The organism is Streptomyces sp. NPDC050164, assembly GCF_044459945.1.
In the GTDB taxonomy this organism is placed as follows: domain Bacteria; phylum Actinomycetota; class Actinomycetes; order Streptomycetales; family Streptomycetaceae; genus Streptomyces; species Streptomyces coeruleorubidus_A.
The window spans coordinates 23,252-44,470 of sequence record NZ_JBITJK010000003.1; the positions used below are offsets into that span (position 1 = coordinate 23,252).

At 71.2% G+C, this 21,219-nt stretch carries 20 protein-coding genes; 10 read left to right on the forward strand and 10 right to left on the reverse strand.

The genetic code is table 11. From position 1 onward, the window contains the following. Window positions 1-2: 2 nt before the first annotated feature. On the forward strand, window positions 3-2,939 hold the full coding sequence (locus ACIBNA_RS05490; protein ID WP_399163957.1) for a hypothetical protein: 2,937 nt from the start codon (window positions 3-5) through the stop codon (window positions 2,937-2,939). A gap of 95 nt (window positions 2,940-3,034) precedes the next feature. Here ACIBNA_RS05490 and ACIBNA_RS05495 read toward each other — a convergent pair whose 3' ends face one another. After that, on the reverse strand, window positions 3,035-3,388 hold the full coding sequence (locus ACIBNA_RS05495) for a hypothetical protein (protein WP_399163958.1): 354 nt from the start codon (window positions 3,386-3,388) through the stop codon (window positions 3,035-3,037). Window positions 3,389-3,593: 205 nt separating this feature from the next. Beyond that, entirely contained in the window at window positions 3,594-4,436 is an 843-nt protein-coding gene (locus ACIBNA_RS05500) for a phosphotransferase enzyme family protein (RefSeq protein WP_399163959.1), read from the reverse strand. A 142-nt stretch (window positions 4,437-4,578) separates the two neighbouring features. Between ACIBNA_RS05500 and ACIBNA_RS05505 the strand changes: the two genes are divergently transcribed. Next, the gene (locus ACIBNA_RS05505) at window positions 4,579-5,169 is read left to right on the forward strand and encodes a phosphotransferase (RefSeq protein ID WP_399163960.1); all 591 of its coding nucleotides are present in this window, start codon (window positions 4,579-4,581) and stop codon (window positions 5,167-5,169) included. Window positions 5,170-5,188: 19 nt separating this feature from the next. On the opposite strand, the gene ACIBNA_RS05510 is transcribed toward ACIBNA_RS05505, so the two are convergent. From ACIBNA_RS05510 to ACIBNA_RS05525, 4 genes are all read right to left on the reverse strand, one after another. Continuing rightward, window positions 5,189-6,043 carry an alpha/beta fold hydrolase gene (locus tag ACIBNA_RS05510; protein ID WP_399163961.1) on the reverse strand — a complete coding sequence of 285 codons (855 nt, stop codon included), beginning with the start codon at window positions 6,041-6,043 and terminating at the stop codon, window positions 5,189-5,191. Window positions 6,044-6,133: 90 nt separating this feature from the next. Next, window positions 6,134-6,688: a telomere-protecting terminal protein Tpg gene (gene tpg, locus ACIBNA_RS05515; RefSeq protein WP_399163962.1), complete on the reverse strand. Its 555-nt coding sequence runs from the start codon at window positions 6,686-6,688 to the stop codon at window positions 6,134-6,136. 12 nt (window positions 6,689-6,700) lie between these two features. Further along, complete coding sequence (gene tap / locus ACIBNA_RS05520; protein ID WP_399163963.1) at window positions 6,701-8,941, reverse strand: telomere-associated protein Tap; 2,241 nt, start codon at window positions 8,939-8,941, stop codon at window positions 6,701-6,703. 100 nt (window positions 8,942-9,041) lie between these two features. Further along, window positions 9,042-9,659, reverse strand: a complete 618-nt coding sequence (locus tag ACIBNA_RS05525) for a kinase (RefSeq protein WP_399163964.1) — start codon at window positions 9,657-9,659, stop codon at window positions 9,042-9,044. A gap of 98 nt (window positions 9,660-9,757) precedes the next feature. On the opposite strand from ACIBNA_RS05525, the gene ACIBNA_RS05530 reads away from it, so the two are divergent. Next, entirely contained in the window at window positions 9,758-10,459 is a 702-nt protein-coding gene (locus ACIBNA_RS05530; RefSeq protein ID WP_399163965.1) for an acetoacetate decarboxylase family protein, read from the forward strand. 33 nt (window positions 10,460-10,492) lie between these two features. Here the strand turns inward: ACIBNA_RS05530 and ACIBNA_RS05535 are convergent, their stop codons facing one another. After that, entirely contained in the window at window positions 10,493-11,092 is a 600-nt protein-coding gene (locus ACIBNA_RS05535) for a DUF998 domain-containing protein (protein WP_399163966.1), read from the reverse strand. Window positions 11,093-11,241: 149 nt separating this feature from the next. Between ACIBNA_RS05535 and ACIBNA_RS05540 the strand changes: the two genes are divergently transcribed. From ACIBNA_RS05540 to ACIBNA_RS05565, 6 genes are all read left to right on the forward strand, one after another. Then, complete coding sequence (locus ACIBNA_RS05540; protein WP_399163967.1) at window positions 11,242-12,240, forward strand: anion permease; 999 nt, start codon at window positions 11,242-11,244, stop codon at window positions 12,238-12,240. A gap of 86 nt (window positions 12,241-12,326) precedes the next feature. Continuing rightward, complete coding sequence (locus ACIBNA_RS05545) at window positions 12,327-12,896, forward strand: hypothetical protein (protein ID WP_399163968.1); 570 nt, start codon at window positions 12,327-12,329, stop codon at window positions 12,894-12,896. A gap of 27 nt (window positions 12,897-12,923) precedes the next feature. Next, window positions 12,924-13,727, forward strand: coding sequence for a DUF817 domain-containing protein (locus tag ACIBNA_RS05550; protein WP_399163969.1), 804 nt, complete (start codon window positions 12,924-12,926; stop codon window positions 13,725-13,727). Between the two features lie 122 nt (window positions 13,728-13,849). Next, window positions 13,850-14,680: a PP2C family protein-serine/threonine phosphatase gene (locus ACIBNA_RS05555; RefSeq protein WP_399163970.1), complete on the forward strand. Its 831-nt coding sequence runs from the start codon at window positions 13,850-13,852 to the stop codon at window positions 14,678-14,680. Between the two features lie 51 nt (window positions 14,681-14,731). Further along, window positions 14,732-15,742, forward strand: a complete 1,011-nt coding sequence (locus tag ACIBNA_RS05560; protein WP_399163971.1) for an MASE1 domain-containing protein — start codon at window positions 14,732-14,734, stop codon at window positions 15,740-15,742. 57 nt (window positions 15,743-15,799) lie between these two features. Then, entirely contained in the window at window positions 15,800-16,300 is a 501-nt protein-coding gene (locus ACIBNA_RS05565; protein WP_399163972.1) for a molybdenum cofactor biosysynthesis protein, read from the forward strand. Window positions 16,301-16,326: 26 nt separating this feature from the next. Here the strand turns inward: ACIBNA_RS05565 and ACIBNA_RS05570 are convergent, their stop codons facing one another. From ACIBNA_RS05570 to ACIBNA_RS05580, 3 genes are all read right to left on the reverse strand, one after another. After that, complete coding sequence (locus ACIBNA_RS05570) at window positions 16,327-16,989, reverse strand: YceI family protein (protein WP_399163973.1); 663 nt, start codon at window positions 16,987-16,989, stop codon at window positions 16,327-16,329. A 161-nt stretch (window positions 16,990-17,150) separates the two neighbouring features. Then, window positions 17,151-17,987: a transferase gene (locus ACIBNA_RS05575; protein ID WP_399163974.1), complete on the reverse strand. Its 837-nt coding sequence runs from the start codon at window positions 17,985-17,987 to the stop codon at window positions 17,151-17,153. Next, window positions 17,984-19,252 carry a glycosyltransferase family 4 protein gene (locus ACIBNA_RS05580; protein ID WP_399164331.1) on the reverse strand — a complete coding sequence of 423 codons (1,269 nt, stop codon included), beginning with the start codon at window positions 19,250-19,252 and terminating at the stop codon, window positions 17,984-17,986. Before ACIBNA_RS05580 ends, ACIBNA_RS05575 begins: the two co-directional genes overlap by 4 nt. A 219-nt stretch (window positions 19,253-19,471) precedes the next feature. Here ACIBNA_RS05580 and ACIBNA_RS05585 point away from each other — a divergent pair, with 219 nt between their 5' ends. Then, a complete protein-coding gene (locus tag ACIBNA_RS05585; protein WP_399163975.1) occupies window positions 19,472-21,190 on the forward strand; it encodes a VanW family protein in 1,719 nt (572 codons plus the stop codon). The last annotated feature ends 29 nt before the right edge of the window (window positions 21,191-21,219 follow it).

The window sequence follows — 21,219 nt, forward strand, 5'->3', positions numbered from 1 at the left end:
CGATGCCGACCGCACCCCAGACCACCCACGAGCTGTACCAGGCGCTGAAGGAGAACGACCGGCGCCCCTACGGCCGCACCCGCACCGTCACCGCCGAGGAACTGGTCGACGCCGCCGAGCAGTTCGCGGAGGCGGCACCGCTCGTCCACGCGCTGCTCGAACTCCAGGAGGCGTACACCTACGGCTCCGAACCTCGCAAGTCGCCCGTCGTCTTCGCCCGTCTGCTCACCCTCTTCGACGAGCAGCCCGACGTCTTCGACGAGCGCCTGCGTCACATGCTGTTCTGGCGGTTCAAGTGGGTGGCCCACGCCCTGCGCCAGCTGCCCGAGATACCGCTGGCCAGCCTGCGCCAGTGGCTCACCGAGATGCGCCACCGGTACGAGAAGGCCGGCCTCGGCCTGCAGCCCTACTACGGGCAGGCCTACCAGCTCGCCGCCCACGTCGGCGAGGACACCACCCCCGCCTACGAGCTGTGGGCGGGCCGCACCCGCACCCGGCTCAGCGACTGCGAGGCCTGCGAGATCTGCGAGCGCGCCCTGTACCACCTCGTGGCGGGCGACGACGAGCGGGCGCTGCGCACCTGGGAGCCCGTCCTGGCCGGGAAGGAGTCCTGCCAGGAGGAGCCGGCCCGCTCCGTCTCGTACGCGCTGCTGCCCCTGCTGCGCACCGGCCGCACGGACCGGGCCCGCGAACTGCACCTCGCCGGCTACCGCGGCTGCCGCCGTAACCCCTCGATGTCCCAGGAGGTCGGCCGGCACCTGGAGTTCTGCGCGCTGACCGGCAACGAGGCACGCGGCCTGGAACTGCTCGCCGAGAACCGGAGCCTGTTCGACGAGGTCGACTCGCCACTGGACCTGCTCGGCTTCCTCACCGGCGTGGAGGTCCTCCTCCAGCGCGTCGAGCTCCTCGGCCACGGCGAACTGCCGACCGCCGGATACGCGGGCCGCACCTGGACGGTGGCCGGACTGCGCGCCGAGGTGCGCGGCCGGGCCGACGACCTCGCCGCCCGCTTCGACGCCCGCAACGGCACCACGGCCCACACCGACCGCCGCAGGGCCCGCCTCGACCGTGCCCCGCTCCTGGACGCGCTGGAACTGACCCTGCGCCCCCGCAGCCTCGACGACGTGGCCCCGGCCGCCCCGGTTGCCGCACCCGCCGCCCGGACGGCCGCGGCCGTCCCGGAGTCGCTGCCCGAACTGATCGCCCGGGCACGGGAGTTGGACGAGCAGGGCCACCCGGACGCACCGGCCTGCTGGGCGCGGCTGCGCACGCTCGTCGCCGCCCGCGACTACACCCACCCCGACGACCCGGCCGTGGGCCCGCTCGTACGGCTGCGCGCGGACCTGCTGGCCGACGAGGCGAGCCGGGCGGGCGACAAGGACGAGTTCGCCGTCGCCGCCGACCTCTACGAGGAGGCCGCGGGCCTGTACGACGACGCCGGACTGCCGGGTCAGGCGGCGCTCGCCCGCGCCAGTGCCCTGCTCGCCGCCGCCGAGGTCCCCGCGCAGGGCGCCGCCGACGCGACCGAGGCGAAGGCCGCCGCGCTGACCGCCGCCCACGCGTCCATGGTCCGCCTGCACGAGGAGGCGCCCGGCCTCGCCCCGTACCACGAGGCCCGCCTGCTGCGGCTGCGGGCGACCGCTCTCGGCCTGCGCCTGCAGACGTCGGGGAGCGAGGAGCACGTCGCGCCGGTCCTCGCCGAGGTGGACCTGCTGCACGCGTTCGCCACCCGGCACGACGTCGTCGGGCAGGTCTCCGGCGCTCTGCTGCTGCGGGCCAGTACGTACGCCCTCTCCGGCGATCTGCCCGCCGCGGTCACCGGGATCGACGCCCTCCTCGACCGGCTGAAGGCGCACGGCCCCGCCTGGCACCTGCCCCGCACGCTCGGACTGCGGGGCCGGCTCCAGCTCGGCCTCCAGGACGCGCAGGCCGCGCACGCGGACCTGACCGAAAGCCTGCGGCTGGCCGCCGACTGGCCGGCCGACGCGGTCGACACCGCCCGCCTCCACGGTGATCTGGCCCAGGCCTGCATGTACCTGGGGCGCCCCGATGAGGCGTTGCGGCACCTGACGCGCTCCGCGGAGCTGGACCTTCGCCACGGCAGCCGGACCGACGCGTTCTGCACCTTCAGCAACGCGGCCCAGCTGAGCCTCGACCTGGGCCGTGTCGAGGACTGCATCGCACTGCTCGACTCCCTGCTGGCCGAATCGGACGTCGCCTCCGGAGAACTGGACGACCGGCTCGTCGCTCAACTGCGCCTGACCCGCGCCCGCGCGCTGCACGCGGGGGACGACCTCAAGGCCGCCACTACGGAGTTCGTCGCCCTCGCGGCCGAGTCGGCCGGCTGGGACGACGACCCGGGAAGCCACGCCATGATCGCCGCGGAGACTGCCGTACTTCTCGGCGAGTCCGGCGAGTTCGGCCGGGCCCGCGAGGCCGCGGACCAGGCGCTCGCCGCCCACGCCCGGGACCCGCGCTACGAGCAGCTCAGCAGCTGCCTGCGCGAACTCGCCCGTCTCCAGGGCCAGCAGCAGGGCCCTGACGGTCTGGCCGACGCCCTCGCCTTCCTCGCCGACGCCGGCCGCATCGCCGACGAGGCCCGCGCTGCCGGGTACGAGGCCCGCGGCCGCTCTCTCGACTCGGCCCTGGCCTATGAATACGGGCGGGTCAACGCCTACGCCGGCGCGTACGGGGACGCCCTGGCCGCGCTGGAGAAGGCACTCGCCCTGCTCGGCGAGCCGGGAGCGGAGCAGGAGCACGCCGGGGAGTGGGCCGAGTGCGTCCGTCTCGCGGGTGCCGTGGAGGGCATCTACCTGGAGCGCCCCGCCCCCGCCCTCACCCGCCTCGACGCGGCGGTCTCCCGCCTCACCGCTCTGGGCCACACCGACGAGACCGAGTCGCTGACGTCCTTGGCGGCCCGGCTGCGCGACGAGGAGTGATACGGCGTCCCCGGTGCCGGGGCAGGCTGTCGCCTCGGCACCGGGTGCCGTATTTCCCACACCCACGCCGCGGACTGAACCGGCCGGTAATGCCATCAGGCCCGGTTGAGCCGGGCAGCGATTCCGTGGCCGATCAGCAAATAGATGACCGCCGGGAGACCATAATTGAGGACAACGCGTAGACCCTCGGTGTCCATCGTGAAAATGTCTTGTGCCCATCCGGACAGCCAGTCCGCCATTCCGTGGACGAACTCGACGAACGGATTCGCCTGGTTGGCGTCGAGCAGGTAGAGCACGATCCACAGACCCAGCAGTCCGGCCGCGACGTCGGCGATCGTGCAGGTGGCAAGGGCTACCCGTCGTGCGGTGGCCCGGTTGCGGTCAGGGCGGGCAGGCCCCGGGGGCTGATCGTAGGCCTGATATCCGGAAACCGGGTCGGTGTTGTTCACAGAAAATTCCAATCTCGCGCGTGCGATGTTTGCAGGGTTCGCCCGGGCAGCGAGATTCAGCCTCACTGGCCCGTTTCTGCCTACTTCTGCGCCGCGCGAGCACCGCCGCGTTACACCTCGATCTGCGGCAGCCTGAATACGGTTCCTATTCGGGCACATGCCCAGATGTTCGCCTGCGGCGTACATTTCGGATGGCGCCGAAAGCCTAATCCAGACCGTCGCGATCGAGTGCTGCTCGGATCTGGCTGAGCCACTCCGTGCCCAGCCGGCGCCCGTTCGGGAGCTGGTCGTCTCGATCCCAGCGCCACGCTGTGATCATCGCCAGCACGAGGATCCGGCACTCGCGCAGCAAGTCCTGATCGACACCCGGGTAGTGCTCGCCGACTTCGTCGGGCGCATGGGCGAGGTCGAATTCGACGGGCCCACGACAACACGTCTCAAGGTCGATGAACAGCAGCCCGTTGTTCGTGGTGAGCACGTTGCCCGGGTGCGGCTCGCCGTGCAGCAACTGCTCGGCGCCACCGCGCTCGCCGATCACTCGTCTCAGGCTTCGCAACGTGTCGCGGAGCAGCTCCCGGTCCGCCTCGGCGAGCGCCGGAGTGCGGTCGCGGTTCGCCACGAGTTGCTGAGCCTGCTCGACTCGATCCGTGAAGTGGGGCGTCGGGACATCGAGCTTGCGCATGCCGGCATGCAGCCGCTCGAGCGCATGGGCGTAGTCGGCTGGTGGGACCTCTCGGGGTGTCACGGGTTCGTAGTAGGTCCACAGCGTGACCACGAAGCCCTCACGCTCATGGACGCGTGGCTCCACTCGGGGCTCGAGAGCAGCCACAGGGCACCCGGATTCGGCGAGCCGCTGGGCGAGCTCGACTTCGAACTGTGCGACCTGGTCCGCTACAGGTGCCACCCGGGCCAGGACGTCACACGGCAGCAGACGCAGAGTGAGCTTGTTCGAGTCATGAAGAACGATCGCATCGTCGACTGTCAGGCCAAGTGATGAGGCGGCCGACCTGGCCGCGGCCACCGCACGCGAGACCTCTGACGCCTGCATCGTCGCCGGGCCCCTCTCCCCTGAGCGCTGCCACAACCCGCGCACCATACCAAGTTGTCGGTAGAGGGCCGCGGTAGAGCGACGGGCAGGGTGCGGAGAATCGGCTTGTGGCCGTCGGCTGCGTGATCAAGGCCGGCTCGCGATGATGCCGTTGACTGAGATCGATCGACTGAAGCAGACCGTGTCCGAAGCATGGGACAGCCCGATCGCCGACCAGGTCGCCGCCCGGTGGGGTTACCCGGCCGGCACTGCCAAGTGGTGGCGCTCCAGTGCCTCGCATGTGTTCGTGCTCCCGGACAGGGGCCGACGGCGCTATCTGCGGTTCGTGCCCAGCTCGTATCGCGGAAGGCAGTGGGGGGAGGCACTGGCACGTATGCACCGCGATGCCACCGGGCTTGACGCGGGGCTGCCCGAATCCTTCGGCGACCTTCCGGATATCGGTGAACTGTTCGCCGACGACGCCGAGTTGGTCGAGGCGGCGGTGCGGCTCGCCGACGTGATGAGGGAACTGCCGCGGTGTCAGGACGGCTGGGGTGTGGTGCACGGTGACTTCGAGTTGGACAACATGGCCTGGGAGGAGGGCGGCCCGATCGCCTATGACTTCGACGAGGCCGCCCTCTCCTGGTATGCCGCCGATATCGCTTATGCCGTGCGCGACCTGACCGACATGGCCCGCACACATCGGCAACTCGTGATCGACATCGGCCAGGAAGTGGGCCGAGGGATCCGCTAGAGATGTTCAACCGCTGCTGTTACGACGGTTGAGGCAGTCCTCGAACGAAGTCGGCGACCAGCGTCGCCACCGCTTCCGGAGCCTCCAGGTTCATGGGGTGGGTGGCGTCGATCCTGGTGACGGTGATCGTCGGCCGGGTGCGGGAGAGCGCGGCCAGTTCGCCGGAGACCTCTTGTGCGAAGCGGGTGCTGAAATCGTCGAACCACTCCATGCCGGGCGCCGGCGGCACCCGTCGGCCGGCCTGTACCAGCAGCAGCGGGCAGTCGGCCCCGTCCAGCCATGTGGTGACGCCGAGCGCGCCGAGCTTGTGGAGTTCGTCCCGGATCTCCAGTGCCGTCGCCCGCTGCGGCAGCGTCTGCCACTTGCCGTCGGGCAAGGGGCGTGCGGCCGCGCGGGCGGCGGCCTCCGCACGGTCGGCGGGAATGCCGAGCCGGGCGGCGTGGAGGACCTTCTCCTCGATGTACTCGGACGGCGCGATGGCCCCGGCCGACGCCAGCAGCGCCTCACTCACCCGGTCAGCGCCGGGGTACTCGCGTCCCCACCAGAAGCCGTCGAGATTCACGGCGGCACGGGCCCGGGCGTGGTTCGGGTTCGCCCGGGCGTACTCCACCGCGACCATTCCGCCGAGGGAATGGCCCACGACGACGGCCTCGGGCACTCCGTGCGCGTCGAGCGTGTCCGCGAGGTGCCGCACCACGGTGGGCATGGTCCAGGGGGAGATGTCGGGAGAGCGACCGTGGCCGGGGAGGTCGACAACAGAGGACGCGATGCCCGGCGGTGAGGAGGGTGGCGGCGGCGTCCCAGTCGGTGAGCGACCGTGAGAAGCCGTGCAGCAGAACCAGTTGAGGGCCGTCGCCCCCATAGTCATGGACATGTAGGAGTGTCATCGGGTTTCACTGTAGAGGGCACACAGCGTGTCGAGCACCGGATCGAAGATCTCCGTGAGCGCGAAGGTCGTCGACGGTCAGAGGTCGAACTCGAGGTGCTCCACGTCGGTGAACTCGACTTCCAGGCCGTGGGCGCGGCGGCCGTTGTCGCGGAAGTACACCTCGCCCAGCGCCTCGGCCGCGATGTCGCGCAGTTGCTGTTCCGTGCCGCCTGATTCCTTGGTCTCGAAGAGGCGGGCGGCGTACTGCGGGGGCAGAGCGACGGTGAGATGGCGCAGCCGGGCGTCGTCGGTGGTGCCGGGGGCGGCGGTGTAACCGAACCGGGCGCGGGTGTCGATGACGATGCCGTCGGTGGTGGCCGCCGTTTGTCTGGCCCTGGCCCGGATCTGGGGCTGCCACCGCGCTGTGACTTCGCGCTCCATGCGCTGCGCGAGGTCAGGCCGGGGCTTTTTGATCTGGTCCTTCACATACCGTTCGACGGTGCGCTGGGTGATGCCGAGCAACTCGGCCACCGGCCTGGTGCCCTTGAACTGCCTGACCAGGTAGCGCATCTGCGCGCCCGCGCTCTTGGGGATCGGGCGCGTGAACGCCTTGCGCAGCGCGGCGTCGAGACCGTCCCCGACCATGTCCATCGGCTCGCTCCCCTACTCTCCGTCGTCCTTGGCTGTGACCTCACCGGTCTTGATGTAGCGGGCGAGGTTGAGGACCTGGCCGTGTTGCTCACGCACTGCTTCGGCCCACAGGGTGGTCTGGGTGCCCTCGTGCTTGACCATGCCCGGCGACACCCCGAGCCGGAAGCTGCCGGGCACCGTCTTGTCGTCGGCGTCGTACGGCAGGACGTGGAGCGGGCTGGGGCCGTCGGCGGCGTAGACGGCGCAGTCCGACAGGACCGCCACCGGATATCGGCCGGTTGCCGCGGCCAGGTTGAGCATCTTGCGGTGCGTGTTGATCCGGGCCCGGGAGATGACGGCGGCGCGGATGTCGGGCCGCCACGTCGGTCGGGCGAGGGCGGGCCAGGGCTGTCCGGGCTTCCAGCCACCGCCATGTGCCCGTTCGCGCAGTTTGCCGATGCCGCCCTTGACCGTGGACTTGATCGCGTCCAGGACGATCGCCATCTCCGGGTCGCGCTGCTTGTAGCCGTCCATCGCCTCCAGGAACTCCGGGGTGCGCAGCTTCTCGCCCACCCCGAGGTCCGCCATGGTGTCGACGTAGGCGTCACGCAGCCGCTTGTACCAGCCGTCCAGGAACCTGCCCTTGTCCTGCCTCATCCAGGCCTCGGTCGGGGCGACGTCGTAGCCGAGCTCCACCGCGTACGCCACCGTCGGAGTCGCGTACCAGGCCGGGCCCTGCGGGCGCTCGCCGGTCGGCGTGAACGGGCTGGGCAGCAACGCGCTCTCCAGTCGGCGCCACTGCTTGCCGACCAGGACGCGGGAGAGGTCGACGTGGGAGAGGTCGACGAGCCATGCCCCGGGCAGCGTCGGGTCGAAGACGGGGTTGGTGACGTGCACGGGCGGCGTCGCCAGGCCGACGACGGCACCGTTGGCAGCAGCACCGAAGGCGAGGTTGACGTCGATGCCGACCAGGTACCGCCGCATGCACTCGGCGTCGGTGAGCTCGCGCGCCCAGTCGTACGCCTCCTCGAACAGCATCTCGTCCGGGCCCCGCTGGTGGAAGCGGGGCAGGCCGGCGAGCAGCGGATGCCCGTCCGGGGCCTCGCACGGTGCGCAGTCGATCGGGTGCTCACCCAGCGAGCCGGGCCGGTGTTCCTTGTGCCGTTTCCCCGTCTCGTCCGCCTCGCTCGCCCGGGTCGGCGGGTTGAGGGCGGTCATCAGCTCCAGGCCGGTGACGGCCGTCGAGCCGCGCGGCGTCATCACCCGGGCCGCGTAGGTGCCCAGCACGCGGGCGAGTTCCGCCGGTTCGAGCTGCGCGGCGTGGCCCCAGGTGCGGGCGTCGAGCGCGTTCCACGACGGGATGCACAACTGCACGCACTGGCGCTGACGGCCCTGGGCGGGGCGGTAGATCCGCGCCCACGGCCCGAAACCTCGCCTGGTCAGCTGCCAGTCGGCCCGGTCGAGCTGCCTGAGGATCTTGTGGCCGTCGGGGAGGCGTCCGGCGAGCCGCTCGGCGTCCGACAGCTCCAGCGGGAGTCCGTATCGCTCGCACGCGGCCTCGGTGAGCACGAGCAGCGGGTCGGCATCCTTGCCGGAGCCGTGCAGCCGCCCGGCCCCGAGCTGCGCCTCCTTCAGCGTCCACTCCACCAGCGCGGGAAGCGACTTGGCGGGCACGTCGAGGACCAGGCCGCCGATGCCGTAGCCGGTCACCTGGGAGTCGTCGTCGGCGTCGATGACGAACAGCGGTCCGTTCGCGAACCGCGGGTCGGCGTCGGTCGTCGGGGTGTGCGCAGGGGCTGCCTTCTTCGTGCCGGGGCGGCGCGACGTCGACGTCGCGGCCGCCGGACGCGGCACGGCGGCAGGGCCGGTGGGGCGCGGTGCGGCGTTCCCGGGAGCAGCCTCCGGGGCCAGGTCTGTTGATCCTGTGCGGGCGGCTTCGGGCGGTTCAGCTGCCGATGGCGCCGGCGCGGCCGGGGCAGGGGTGGCGGGTGTCTCGGGAACCGACGTGTCCTTCTGAGGGGCCGCGGCGTTGGTGGCGGGGTAGAGCTGGGCGAGCTGCTTCAGCAGGCGGGCGTATGCGTCGCGCTCCGGCGGGCGCGGTTCGGTCTTGCCGGCCTCCCAGCCGCTGACCGTCGCGCGCCGCACTTGCAGAGCGGCGGCCACCTCGTCCAGCGTCAGGCCGTGGGCCTGGCGCAGCCGCTTGCGCTCCGCCGGGGGCGGCAGCGGGGAGCGGGACGCGACCAAGGCGTCGACCGCGTCGAACAGCTCGGACATGGGGCACCTCCTGATCCGCCAGCCTAGCGTGAAGCGTAGGTTTCGCGTACCAAGCGCGTACGTACAGCGTTCTTGTGGCCGTCTTGCGCAGTATCGAGGTCTACGAAGAGTGTCTGCGCAGCGAGTTCGATGCGGACTGCTGGGCGGACTTCCGCGCCGATCCCCCACTGGAGATGCTGCGCTGGCGCGCCTGACGACACAGGCCCGTGTCGTGCGTGATGCGGTCGATGGTCGCTGCGAGAGTGCTGTCGGCGCCGATGACCGTCTCGACTCCGTCGGGCAGCAGATCGAGCGGCCGGTACCAGTCGCGCAGTTGCGTCTCGCCCACTTCGTCGGCGATCGGCTTGGTGGCATGCCGGGCCAGGGTTTCGTCGAACGGCACGTCCAGGTAGTAGTGGTGGGTCGGGCCGCGGTGGTCGACGCGCAGCCGGCCGAGCATGTCGCCGTAGCGGTCGGCGCAGAGGATGCCTTCGACGACGACATGGAACCCGGCGTCCAGGGCGTAGCGCGCCACGGTGTCGATCAGGCCGATGTTCGCGGCACCGGGCACGTCGTGTTCGCGCAGCACGATGCGGCGGAGGTTGTCCTGGGCGACCAGGGCCAGGCCGCGGCCGAACTTCTCGCGCGGACCGGCCGCGACGGACGACTTGCCCGAGGCGCTGTTGCCGCGCAGGACGACCAGCCGGGTTTCTTCGCTGCCCACCTTCACGGCGGTCACCCTACCGACGGTCGGTGACATCGTCGTTCCGCATTTCCGCCGAAGGTCGCAGGGCTACCGTGTTCTCGTGGTCGGCGGCCCAGGATGGAAGGCAACCCGTGGCCGAGCCCTTTCCCCCGGAGCCGTGGCAGCTGCGGGGCGACATGTTCGTCGGACTGTGGCTCGTGCCGCGGCAGGAGCTGCCCGATCGGCCGCTTCCCGCCGGGGTGCGACCGGTCAGGCTGGGGCGGCGGTGCGCCTTGGTGACGTTCTGGGTGGACTACCGGCCCGGCGGCACGCCGGCCTACCGGGAGCTGCTGGTGGCCTTGGCGGTGCGTGACGGGCGGGGGCCGGCCGCATGCGCTGTGGAGGTGTGGGTGGACGACGAGCGCTCGCTCGTCGGTGGCCGGACGTTGTGGGGCATTCCCAAGCAGCATGGGGACTTCGTCTTCGGCGACACGACACTGACATCGCGAGCGGGCAGGCGCGGGCCGGGCCCGGGCACGATGCGCGCTCGCATGTTCGTGGGGCAGCGCGAGCCTGTCGGGGACGCGGGCCCGTCCGTGATGGGCCTCCACCAGGATCTGCTGCCCTTGCCGGGACGCCTTCCGGTACGCAGCCGGCTGGTGCAGCCGCATCCCGTGCACGGTGTGTGCGAGGTGCCGTTGACACTGTCGGGCCGCCTCCGTCTGGGGCGAGCCCGGCTGGTGGCCGAGCCCGGCGGCCCGCTCGACTGTCTCCACGGCCAAAGAACGCTGCCGGCGGCTTCCGTGCGCGCCTTCCGTGTGACCGTCGGCAGCGCCGAGGGCAGGTCACGGTGACGGACTCGATCGCTCCGCAGGTGTCCCGGGCCGTCACCTCGTGGGCGCCTCGCGTGCGGCGTGGCGCAGGCAGGAGAGGGCTACCACGAAGGGCCAGACCGACTGGAGTGTCGTGACCGCGCGTTCGGCCACACCGGCGACGCCGTGAAGATGCAGCTCGAGCAGGAACCATGCCGCGCTCACCGCCATCACCGCGGTGGCTCCCAGGGAGGGTAAGGGCCGCAAGGCCCATGGGACGCTGTCGCCGGTTCGGACGGCCAGGACGGGCCATGCCGCCAGGACGGTGAACCCGGCGGCGGCGACCGAGCCGTGGCTCAGGGAGCCGCCGCTGCTCGGCGCCGGGACGACGGCCACCACCAGGGCGGACACTCCCCCGGCCGCCAGTGCCACCCGCCCGGGGGGCGCGGCCGGGCGCAGCCCCCAGGCGGTGAGCAGGTGACAGGCGCCCAGGGCGACGAACGCGCCCGTCATCACCCAGTAGCCGGAGCCTTGGGGGGCCGCCAGGACGCTGATGGTCTGAGCGGCCGGGTCGTAGGCAGGGCCTTGCAGCGCCGCCGCCACCATCCAGCCGATGACCAACACGGCAGGGGCGCACGCCGACGACAGCAGGACCCATTTCGGAGCAGATCGCATCAGGACACCGTAAAACGGCCTACCCGCTCCTCTCGTCCCACTACCGCCGCTTCGGGCGGGTCCGTCCGAGGGTTTCGCGGCACGATGGATCCGTGCGCCGACGGCGCCTGTGGCGGTCCGGCGCTCTGCCCGCGGAAAGGTGATCGGTCATGGAGCTCACTCTGGTGGTGCTGATCATCATCGTGGGGCTGACGTTCGACTTCACCAACGGCTTCCACGACGCCGCGAACGCGATCGCCACCTCGATCTCCACCAGGGCCCTGACGCCGCGCGCGGCGCTGACCATGGCCGCGGTGATGAACTTCTTCGGCGCCTTCCTCGGGACCGAGGTCGCCCAGACCGTCGGCAGCGGCATCATCGCCGCGCCCGAGGACGACTCGGGTCTGCTGCTGGTCATGTGCGCGCTCCTCGGGGCCATCGGATGGAACGTGTTCACCTGGTGGCGGGGGCTGCCGACCTCGTCCTCGCACGCGCTGATCGGCGGGCTGGTCGGTGCCGCGCTCGCCGCCTCGGCCACCGTGCACTGGTCCGGGATCGTGGACAAGGTCGTCCTGCCGATGCTGCTCTCCCCGTTGGTCGGCGTGGCTCTCGGCTATGTACTGCACGTGGCCATCCTGTGGCTGTTCCGTCGTTCGACGCCCCGGCGGACCACGCGCCGGTTCCGTATGGCACAGACCGTCTCCGCCGCCGCGATGGGGCTGGGACACGGGTTGCAGGACGCGCAGAAGACCATGGGGGTCATCGTGCTCGCGCTGGTCACGGCGGGCTGGCAGGACGACTTCTCGGTTCCGCTGTGGGTGATCGCCGCAGTGGCGGCGGCCATGGCCGCCGGCACGTACAGCGGCGGGCGTCGCATCATCACCACTCTCGGCAGGCGCATCGTGCACCTCGATCCGCCGCGCGGCTTCGCCGCCGAGACCGCTGCCGCGACCGTCCTGTACACCACCGCGTTCCTGGTGAAGGCGCCGATCTCCACCACACAGACGATCACCGCGGCCATTCTGGGTGCCGGTGCCACCCGGCGTGCCTCGGCCGTACGCTGGCAAGTGGCCCGCTCGATCGTCACCGCCTGGGTGCTCACGTTCTTCGGCGCCGGGATTCCCGCCGCCGCGATGTACCTCGTTCTGCACGCCGTCACCGGTCTGTGATCCCAGCCCGGAGGCCTCACATGATCGCCTTTCCGCCGAACCCGCCGAACCGGCAGTCCCCTGCCGGGCCTCCGGACGGCCTTCCGGTGCCTGGGCGTTTCGCGCATCTGCACCCCGACGACGGTGCCTGTCTGATGGAGGGCGCCGCCTTGCTGGCCGGTGGCCGGTTCACCGACAGCCCGGCCGGTACGCATCCGGCGCTCGCGGCTCTGGCCCGCGTGGTCAACGACAGCGTCGATGACGCCACCCGGCAGGCCCTGTGGCCGCTGGCCGCCGAGCTCGCCGACGCCCGTCCCGCAGACCGGGCGTATGCGCCGCTGCTCGTCGGCACGGTCGTGGACGTGGCGCGCGTGTTGCGTCCCGCTTCCCGGCGTCTGGCGCGGCACGGCCGCGCGTGCCGTCGCCGGGGCGAGAGGCTCGCTCACGTCCGTGCGGGCGGGCTGCCGGGGCGTATCGCCGATCTGTTGTGGTGGCGTGGCCCCGGGCGGCGGCGCCTCGAACACGCCCTCCGGGTGGTGTGCGCCGCGCCCGATGCGGATCAGCGTCTTGCCCTGCTGCTGCGCAAGGCCGTGGCCGAAGCCCGGGGCGGCGTAGCCCGGGGCGGCGTAGCCCGGGGCGGACGGGTGCCGACCGTGGATGGGCGCTGCAACCGATAGGGGCGACGGCCCGTCCTACAGGGCACCATGATCCCTACAAGCTTCGCCGGCCCCTGGGCCACGCCGGTTCGGCAGTTGCTCGACTTCGCCTGGACGCAGACCCGGGCGTGCGCGTTCGCCATCGCGCTGTTGTCCGGCGTGGCCGTGTCCGCCCTGCTGCCCGACCTCCCCGTGGCGCGCTACGACCTGCTGGTGGTCTACGGCGTGCTGCTCACGTTGGTGTTCTGGCTGCGCGGCTGGGAGAACGGGCGGGACGTCGCCGTCATCGCGGCCTGTCACGTCATCGGGCTGGCCTTCGAGCTGGTGAAGGTGTCGCTGGGCTCATGGAGCTATCCGGAGCCGGGCGTGCTGAAGTTCGCCGGCGTTCCGCTGTACGGCGGGTTTCTGTACGCGGCTGTCGGCAGCTACGTGTGCCGGGCCTGGCATCTGTTCGATCTCGCGCTCGTGCGCTACCGCCCGCGGGCGACGGCGGTGGTGGCCGCGGCCGTCTACGTCAACTTCTTCAGTCATCACTGGCTGCCCGACGCGCGCTGGGTGCTGGCGGGACTGCTGCTGGCCGTCACCGCGGGGACGACGGTGTGTTTCACGGTGCGGGGTGTGCGCCGGCGGATGCCGCTCGCGCTGTCGTTCGTCCTGATCGGGTTCTTCCTGTGGGTGGCGGAGAACCTCGCCACCTTCGTCGGTGCCTGGCGCTACCCGTACCAGGAGCACGGCTGGGAGCCGGTGGGGGTGGAGAAGTTCGGTGCCTGGGCGTTGCTGATCAGCGTCACCTTCGTCCTGGCGGCGGTCGGGCGGCGCTCGGACCGTGAGGTGGAACGGTCGGTGCGGTGACGGGGCGCGGGGAGCGCGAGTCGTCGCCGAGCTTTTGGCCACGTATCATCCTATGGATATAAATTTGGCGATTTGCCTTCGAGGGTCGTCACCGACCGTGGCCATCCTCGCCGGAGTGATCAATGTCCCGCACCGGCACGACGGACGACGGCGACGAGCTGCTGACCAGGCTCGGGGCCCTGACAGCCCAGGCGCGTGCGCAGGCCGAGATGCAGCGCTCGCGGGTAGAGCTGGCCATCGCGCTGCAGCGCGGCATGCTCCCGCGCGACCTGCCCGTCGCCGGCCGGCTGCATCTCGCCGTGCGGTACGCGCCCGCGTGCCAGGGGCTCAACGTGGGCGGCGACTGGTACGACGCCTTCACGCTGGGCGACGGCCGGATCGGTCTGTCCATCGGTGACGTCCAGGGCCACAACATCGAGGCGGCCGCCTTCATGGGGCAGGTGCGGGCCGGGTTGCGGGCCGTGGCCTCGGTCACCAGCGATCCGGGCGAGGTCCTGGCCCGGACCAACGATCTGCTGCTGTCCCTGGGCTCCGACCTGTTCGCCACCTGCACCTTCATGCGACTCGACCCGTGTGCCGACGTGCTGGAGAGCGCGCGGGCCGGGCACCTGCCCTGCGTCTGGGCCACGGCCGACGGGAAGTCCGGTGTCACCGCGGACGAGGGCGGGCCGCCCCTGGGGATCCATGCGGGGGCGTCGTATCCGGTGACCCGGTACGAGCTGACCACGGGTGGCGTGTTCGTGCTGCTCACGGACGGTGTCGTGGAGGGGCCCTCCCTGCCGCTCGAGGAAGGCCTCGACCAGGTGATGAGGCTCGCGGGCATCGCGGCGGTGGCGGGCATGGACGTGGACACGCTCGCGGCAGCCCTGATCAAAGGTGCCGAGCGGGTGGGGCACGACGACGACGCCGCCGTGCTGGTGGTCGGCCTCGACGGACCGGGGGCTCAGCCATAGGACCGCAGGGCCCGCGCTCTCACCTCGCCGTCGCGGCGGCCTCGGTGTCTCATGGCTGCTGTGGTGGGTAGCCGGGATCCGCGTACGCCGGTCGTCGTCGCTCTGCAGACGCTGGCCGTCGCCGCCTGCTACTACGTCTCGGGGCAGCTGGGCCTGCTGCGGGAACTGGTCGTCGATGGCTCGGTCGTCACCCCCATCTGGCCTCCCACCGGCGTCTCGGTCGCCTTCCTGCTGATCTTCGGGCTGCGCTGCTGGCCGGGGATCGCCCTGGGCGCCTTCCTCGTCATCCTGTCCCTCACCTCCCTGAGCCCCTCGGCGTTCGGCGTCCTGGCGGGCAACACGGTCGCACCCGTCGTGGGGTACCTGCTGCTGCGCCGGGCCGGTTTCCGTACCGATCTGGCGCGGCTGCGGGACGGGCTCGCCCTGGTGTTCCTGGGCGCGTTCACCGCCATGCTGATCAGCTCGACCGTGGGCGCCGGTCTCCTGCTCGTCACGGGCAAGCCCGACTGGGCGAGCTTCTGGGCCGTGTGGCTGGCCTGGTGGGTGGGCGACGCGATGGGCGTACTGATCGTCACCCCGGTGCTGCTCCTGCTGTCCCGTGTCCGCCCGCCGCTGCGACTGTCGCGCTGGAAGGAGGCCACGGGCCTGGCGCTGATCATCTGCTGTGTCGTTCCGCTGGCCGCCTACGCCCCGGCCAATCTGCTCTTCCTCACCTATCCCCTGCTGATCTGGGCGGCTCTGCGCTTCCAGCTGGCCGGCAGCATGCTGTGCGCCCTCTTCGCGTCGATCATGGCCACGGTGGCGGCGACCGACCGGGCCGGGCCGTTCGAGCAGCTGACCCGGGTGGAGGTGATGATCAAGCTCCAGGCGTTCAACGGGGCGATGGCCCTGACGGCCCTGATCCTGTCGGCCGTGATCACCGAGCAGATCAACACCCGGCGTTCGGTGGAGCGCGCATGCCAGGAACTGGTCGAGGTCCTGGAGCACCTCACCGCGGGCGAGTCGGCGGACGGCCGGACCCCTCTGGAGGACGGCGGGCTCGGGCGGAGGCAGGACGAGTGACCGTACGCCACCAACGGGCCCGCCGGGCGGTGCTGGCCGAGGCGTACGGTTGACGCCATGACCGAGGTGGAGGTGCTGCAACTGCTGGTGTCGCCCGCCCACCGGCTGGCCGGACGGCCGTCGGACGGCCCCTCCCCCGGCCCGTCCGACGAGCGCGTCCCCCAGGTGGAGGTACGCCGCGGTCTGGGGCTGGTCGGCGACCGCTACTACGCGCGGCCCGCCCACCGGAACGCGGCGGTGACCCTCATGGCCGCGGAGAACCTCCCGGCCGGCGCCGACCTCCGGCACACCCGCCGCAACGTCCTGCTCAAAGGTGTCGACATCGACTCCTGCGTCGGATCGACGATCGCCCTCGACTGCGGCACCGGGCCGGTGGTGTTCACCGTGCACCGGCCGGCCCGGCCCTGTGCCTGGATGGACGTGACCATCGGCCCCGGCGCCCAGCGCGCCCTGCGCGGGCGGGGCGGTGTGCGGTGCACGCCGCTGAGCGACGGGGTGATCACGCTGGGCCCGGCGACGTTCCGCGTCGTGGCCGCGCCCGACGACGCCGGGCCATGAGGCGTACCCCTGCGCCCGGCGCGTGTTCAGCCGGCCGCCGGGGCCGTGCGGATGGCGGCGATGTCGAGTTGCAGACGCACCTTCTCGCTCACCATCGCGCCTCCCTCGGCCAGTCTGCTGTTGTACGTCAGGCCCCAGTCGGAGCGGTTGATGGTGGTGGTGCCGTCGAATCCGACCCTTTCGTATCCGAAGGGGTCGGTGACGTGTCCGATGTAGGTCATCTCCAGTACGACCGGCCGCGATATGCCTTTGATGGTGAGGTCGCCCGACATGCGATAGAGGTCGGCGCCCGCCTGTTCCACCGCGGTGCTGGTGAAGCGCATACGCGGATAGGCCGCCGCATCCAGGAAGTCACGGCCGACCAGGTGGGCGTCACGTTGTTCCACCCCGGTGTCGACGCTGGAGGTGAACAGTGTGAGGTCGGCCCGTGACCGGGCGGGGTTGCGCGCGTCGAAGTAGAGACGGCTTTCGTACTCCAGGAAACAACCGCGCACGGTGGTCACCATGGCGTGCCGGACGGAGAAGCCGATCCTGCTGTGAGCAGGATCGACGACCCATTCGCCGGTGAGGTTCACCAGGTCGGGGTCGGGCAGGACGGCGGTGGGGGAAGCCGGTGCACCTGCGGGACGCTGTGGGGGGACTGGCGGCGCCTGCCGGCGGGACGGCACGACGCGGTTGAACAGGTTCATGATTCATCTAGGTACTTGAGTTTCGTTATTGCCGCAAGTCCCCTTCGCTTTTACGGCTGTTGCGGACGAGCGTCTGACCTTTTTACCTCCGCTTCGCACAGAATCCACACATGCCTGTCGCGATGTACCGACGAAATAACCATCCGAGGGTCCAGGGTTTTTCATTTCGGGCATATCGGCGATTCGGCCGGTGCGACCTCGATCGCGAGGTCGTTGTCGACGGTGTAGTAGGGGCGCGAGGACAATCCGCCCGCCGTGAGCGCCGGGTAGACGAAGACGTGTTTGCGGTCCGCCACGTCGTCGAGCAGCCGGCCGATCCTGATCGGCGGCGCGTCGGCGGTGGGCCGGACGAAGGCGTCCCAGATCCGGCCCGGGCCCGCTGCGCCGCCCGTCAGGTCCTCGGGGCCGGCCGTGAAGGAGAAGCCTCTGCCGTCGTCGTCGATCCGGGGGCGGAGGTCGCGTACGGTGTCGCTCCCCCGCAGGCGCAGCCGTACGGTGGCGTCCTCGCGGAGCTCGGCGCCGTGCAGGCGGGCCCGGACCGTCATGGCCTGTTCGGTGATGTCGATGGTGCGGGCCTCCGCGTGGGCGGTGCGCCGCCATGCCCTGAGTGCGAGGAAGCCGTCCTTCGTGACGTACGGGATTCTGACGGCGACCGGTGAGGACCGGTCGCGGAGGTGACCGTCGACGAGGGCGCGCAGGTCCCTGAGGCCGGGGCGCAGCCGCTGTCGTTCGGCTTCCGGTTCCGCCAGCAGGTACAGGTCCCAGCGGCCTTCGTCGAGGGCCGGATGCGGTTCCAGTACGGCGTGCAGGTGGCCGTCGTCCCGGCCGGGGTCCAGGTCGAGGAGGTGAAGAGTCATCTCGGGGCGGCCCTTGTGGGGGCGCAGCCGGAGCAGCATCTGAGGGCGGGAGGCCGGGCCCGGCGGGAGACGGAAGGTGATGCGGCCGTCCGTGTCGATCGCGCAGTGGGTGCGCAGATGGGTGTCGAGGTGCGTGGTCATCGGCGGCCCTTCCGTATCGCGCGCAGTGCGCCGGCGGTCGCGGCGTGGGCCGCGTCGCGGGCGGCGTGGCCCCGGCCGATCAGTGCGCTTTTGGTCCGGTGGTCTGGCGCAGTGGTGGTCCGTCGGCCCGTGTTCCGGGCCACGAGGGCGTCCTCCAGGAGGCGTTCGGCCTGGGCGACGACGGGGCCCGGGGCGAAGCGGCGCGCGTTCTCCAGGGCGGTGCGGCCCATGCGGCGGCGCCATTCGTCGTCGCCGACGAGCTCCAGCAGGGCCGAGGCGAGGGCGTCGGCGTCTGAGACCGGTACCAGCCGGCCGTCGGCTCCGTCCTGGATGATCTCGCCGGGGCCGTAGGGGCAGTCGGTGCTGACGACGGGCAGTCCGCAGCGCATCGCCTCGACGATGGTCATGCCGAACGGTTCGAAGTTCGAGGCGGCCGCGCCGATCGAGCCCTTGGCCCATTCGGCCTCCATGGGGGTGGCGGCCCCCATCAGGAACACGTTGTTCCACAGGCGGAGTCGTTCGATGAGCTCCCGCAGCCCGGGCTGTTCCTCGCCCTTGCCGTAGATGCGCAGCTGCCAGTCCGGGAACGCGGCGGCGACCTGGGCGAACGCCTCGATGAGCAGGTCGTAGCGCTTCACCGGAACGAGCCGGCCGGCGGCGATGACGATCTTGGCGGTGCCGTCGGCGGGCGGCAGCGCGGGGTCGGGGACGCTGTTCGGGAGGGCCTCGACGTGGACGCCGGGCAGCCACATCTTGCGCCGGTAGGCGGCGGCGTCCGCTTCCGTGACGGTGGTGATCACGTCGAGGCGCCGGTAGGCGCGGCGCAGTGCCGTGCGCAGGCCGGGTGGGTGGTTGTCGAGGGTGAGGTGCTCCTGGCCGACGCGCAGGACGCGCTGCGGGGCCTGCCACGCTAAGTGCACGTTGAGGCCGGGGCGGGTGCCGATGACGACGTCGGTGTCGAGCGCCTCCAGGCACTCGCCGATCCGCTCGTCGGTCAGCTCGCTGTACTGGCGGTGGCGGTACTCGGCGGACGGGAACACCTTCGCCGGTCTCTGGTGCAGCGGATGGTCCGCCTCCTTGCGCAGGTCCACCAGCGCGCGCAGCCGCACCCGGGGGTCCAGGACGAGGTCGGGATGCTCCCGGTGACGTAACGCGGAGACGATCTCCACGTCGTGCCGCTCGGCGAGCGCCCCGGCCAGGTTGAACGTGGTGGTGATCGTGCCTCCGATTCCGTAGGCGTTGTGAATCAGGAAAGAGATCTTCATGGTGGCGTAGACCACGTCAACCACCGGACAGTTGTTCGCCGTTATCACTCTGTGGCCCTGTCGGGGCGTGGGCACGGACCGGCCGGTTCCGACGTGATCTCGGACATAAGTGGTCTGGGCCATACCGCTTTGCCGCCCGGATGTGGATAGCTTGATGTGTTTGCCCGCGGCAGCGTCGCGTCATCGGGTGCACCGTCGTCATCGATCTCCGGGAGACCCATGCGCCCCCGAATAGCCTCCGTTCCGCGCCTCACGTCCCTTCCGCCCCTGGCCCTGGCCGGCGGCGCGCTGGCCGTGGGTGTCGGCGGGCTGTATCTCGCCGGGCTGATGCTGACGGGCGGGGAGATCGACTCCGGCACGACGGTGCGCGGGGTGGAGATCGGCGGCCTCAGCCGTGCGGAGGCGGTGCGGAAGCTGGAGCGGCATCTGGGGGCGGCCGGGGCGCGGGAACTGTCCGTGAAGGTCGGTGACCGCACGGGCGCGGTCGATCCGCGGCGTGCCGGGCTCTCCTTCGACGTCCGGAAGACCGTCGACCGGGCGGCAGGCACCGGCGCCGACCCGGTCAGCGTGATCGGCGGGTTCTTCCGCTCGGGCGGTGACATCGAGCCGGTCGTACGCCTCGACGAGGACAAGGCCAGGGCCGCCCTCGGCCGGCTGGCGAAGGGGCTCGACCAGAAGGTCCGGGACGGTGCCGTCGCCTTCGACGACGGGCGGGTCGAGCAGGTCGCACCCCGCACGGGGTACGCGCTGGACGTGGACGGCGCGGTCGGCCCGCTGCGCTCCTCCTTCCTGCGCGGCGACACCCGCTCGGTCACGCCGCTGCCCGCCCGCGAGACCCGGCCGAAGGTCACGGCCGACGAGGTACGGCGGGCCGTGCGCACGTTCGCCGAGCCGGCCATGTCGGCGCCCGTCACGCTCACCGCGGGCGGCAAGCGGTTCACGGTCGGGCAGGCCGTGCTGGGCGAGCACCTGGCGATGCGGCCGGACGACAGCGGAAGACTGAGACCGGAGCTGGACGCCAAGGCGCTGCGCGACGATCCCACCGTGGCCGGCCCCCTGGAGGACGTCACCACCACCGCCGAGAACGCCAGGCTGCGGCCGGACGGCGACAAGGCCGTGGTCGCCGAGGACGCCAGGGTGGGCCAGGAGGTCACCGACAAGGCGCTGGGCAAGGCGGTGCTGCCGCTGCTCACCAAGTCGGGCGCGGACCGCAGCGGCGAGGTGGCCGTGCACCGGATCCAGCCCGAGATCACCCGCGAGAACGCCGCGGAGCTGGGGCTGACGGAGACGATGTCCTCCTTCACCGTCCACTTCGAACCGGCGGAGTACCGCACGAAGAACGTCGGCCGGGCCGTGGAACTCATCAACGACTCCCTCGTCAGGCCGGACGAGACGTGGAGCTTCAACCGGACCGTCGGTGAGCGCACCGAGGCCAACGGCTTCGTCGAGGGCATCATCATCCTCAACGACCAGTTCACGAAGGCGTCGGGCGGTGGCGTCTCGGCCGTGGCGACGACCGTGTACAACGCGCTGTTCTTCGCCGGGGTCAAGCCCGTGGAGCACGGCGCGCACTCCTTCTACATCGAGCGCTATCCGGAAGGCCGCGAGGCGACGGTGGCCTGGGGCAGCCTGGATCTGCGGTTCACCAACGACTCCGGCAAGGCGATCTACATCCAGGCCGAGTCCACGGACACGTCCGTGACGGTCTCCTTCCTCGGCACCAGGAAGTACGACGAGATCAAGTCGGTCAAGGGCCCGCGCACCGAGGTGAAGAAGCCCGAGAAGAAGGTGAGCGACGACAAGGAGTGCGTGCCGCAGACGCCGCTCGAAGGGTTCGACGTCACCGTGGAGCGGGTCTTCTACAACGACGGCCGGGAAGTGAAGCGGGAGCCGTTCCGCACGCACTACACGCCGCGTGACGAGATCGTGTGCGAGTGATCCACCCGCCGTCCGCCGTCCCGTGGAAG